2 protein-coding genes are annotated in these 2,555 nt (G+C 54.1%); both read left to right on the forward strand.

The window, feature by feature from the left end; translation table 11 throughout:
• Nucleotides 1-1,314 (forward strand): non-ribosomal peptide synthetase (locus IE087_RS23410; RefSeq protein WP_189372008.1); only part of this gene is annotated, 1,314 nt, incomplete at its 5' end.
• The coding region (locus IE087_RS23415) for a thioesterase domain-containing protein (protein ID WP_189372009.1) at nt 1,314-2,555 on the forward strand (1,242 nt) is incomplete at its 3' end. The genes IE087_RS23410 and IE087_RS23415, both read left to right, overlap by 1 nt.

Below are 2,555 nucleotides of genomic sequence, written 5' to 3' on the forward strand. Positions count from 1 at the left end.
TACACATCCGGATCCACCGGAACTCCAAAGGGCGTCCTCGGCACAAACTCATGCCTCGTGAACCGTATTGCGTGGGATCAGAATGTCGGTGGCAGCAACGCCAGCTTGATGAAAACGTCAGTTTCCTTTGTGGATTCCATCTGGGAAGTGTTCTCGTCTCTAACCACGGGGCAACCCATCGTCATAGCTAAGAAGCTTGAAGACCTGTTTGCAGGTGTCGCGCCAGCTGACCTGCCGGATGGTATCAAGCTTCGGACAGCCTTTGTGCCTTCCATTCTGCACAAGCTGGCATTGACCGCTGATCTGAACCAGCCGGTCCTGGGCAAGGTCGATTACTGGATCATTGGCGGTGAGAAGCTGGGCCGTGAGCAGGCGGCTGACATCAAGGCCGCTTTCCCCAGTGAAAGGCTGATAAACACCTATGGCGCGTCTGAGTTCTGGGATGCGGCATTTTATGATCTGGATGAAGAGAACCCGTACGATCATGTGCCGATTGGGCGCCCCGTGGACAATGTGCGGATCTACATCCTTGACCGTTTTATGCGTCCTTGCCCGCCCAATGTGGCAGGGGAGCTTTTTATTGCGGGCGATGGCCTTGCGCGGGGCTATTGCAATCGGGTCGCGCTGACGGCGTCCCGGTTTTTGCCCAATCCGTTTGCGGCTGACGGTACGCGAATGTATCGCACAGGTGATATTGGCAAGTGGCGTAAGAATGGCACTATCGAGTATGTCGGGCGATCTGACGATCAGATCAAAATCCGCGGATTTCGCATTGAAATCGGAGAAGTGGAAGCCGCGGTAAGGCAGCATCATGCCGTCGGGGACGCGGCCGTCGTTGCCCGTCCGGGTGTCAATGATGAACAGGTTCTGGTTGCCTACATTGTGGCAAATGGTGGTGAACCGGTCGACGCTGATGAAATTCGGGAATTTGTGTCCTCGCGCCTGCTCCAATTCATGGTGCCTGCACATTTTGTGATCCTTGATGCGTTGCCCAAGACGCATAGTGGCAAACTCGACCGCAAAAGCCTGCCCGCACCCGAAGTACGGGCCAACATCAGGACAAAGCCCCGCAACATCCGCGAAACCGTTGTGACTGAGGTATTCTCCGAAGTGCTGGAGGTTGACGACCTGAGCGTTACCGAGAACTTTTTCGATGTTGGCGGGCATTCTTTGTCGGCATTGATCGTCCTGGCTGAAATCCGAAACAGAACCGGAGCGAGCCTTGCTCTGACCGCGTTTTACGAGCGCCCGACAGTGGAGCATGTTGCCAACGAACTGCGTGGGTTGATGTCCGAACACCAGGGTGAAATCTGATGCAAAGTGATCGGCATACTGCAGCGGCAAACCTGATCCACACTCTTTCTGCGGACGGCATCCGGCTTTGGGGGGAGGGTGACAAGCTAAAGTTCTGGTCACCGCGCGGCCCTCTCAGCGATGCAATCATGAGGGACTTGAAGGCGTTAAAGCCGGAGCTTTTGCTACTGACTGCGAATGGGATACAGCGCACCGCAGAGCCTATCCAGAAGTCTCCTCTTATCTGGCTTCAGGAAGGCAGCAGCCCGCCACTGTACTGCATCCATTCCATTTCGGGCGGCGCGAACTTCTACAACAAGTTCGATGTCAAACACCTGCCAAATGATGGCCCGATCGAAATGTATGGCGTCAGTGCCATGGACTTTTACGACGCGCATGACTTCCCGGAAAACCTGGAAGCGCTGGCAACCTGGTATGCGGACGATATCAACCAGTCGGCACCGGATGCGCCGCTATTGTTGTGTGGCTATTCAATGGGCGGCAACATCGCCTTTGAGATGGCAAGGCAGCTTAGCGAAGTGGGCCGCGAGATTGCTCTGGTTGTATTGATCGATTCACCTTTCAAGACACCCTTTGATGTCGGCGAACCCGTCTTTGATCGCATTATTTGGACAACATTCATCAACATCTGTCTGGGCCGGATCCCAAGCTGGATTGAAGCCAAAGATGCTCGTTTTTTCCGTGTGTCCGACGATGAAAAGATCGAAACCATCCTGAATGATATCAAAAGGTCCGATAAATCAAACTTCCCTCAGAGTTTTACCTTTGAGGACCTGCGAGCTTATCACGCTTTTTTCCTCAAGCTGAACGAGTTGCGGGCAATGTACAGACCGCAGCCCTATGACGGAAATGTTGTGTTTCTGTCTGCATCTCAGAGCGAGAACACCGACACTATTCGCGGCTGGTCCAATGTCAGCACCGGCACTTTCACAGTGCGCGACATCCCGGGTGCGCATAATGAACTGTTCCGCGACCAGGAAAGCCTCGATGCAATCAGCACATGCCTATCCGAGGAAATCGGCAAGGCCGTACCGATTGAAGGTGCTGCACTGACACCCGACAAAGAATCTGTTGCCGCGTCTGTGCAGGCGAACAATTTCCCGGCTTCTCACGAGCAGAAACGTCTTTGGTATCAGTACCGGGCCAATCGCCATGAGACATTGTACAACATCACAAGAGCCCTTGAGCTTCTGGGCGTTTTGGATGCTTCAGCTTTGTCGTCCGCGTTTCTGGATGTGCTT

It is taken from the genome of Tateyamaria omphalii (assembly GCF_014651375.1).
GTDB lineage: Bacteria > Pseudomonadota > Alphaproteobacteria > Rhodobacterales > Rhodobacteraceae > Tateyamaria > Tateyamaria omphalii.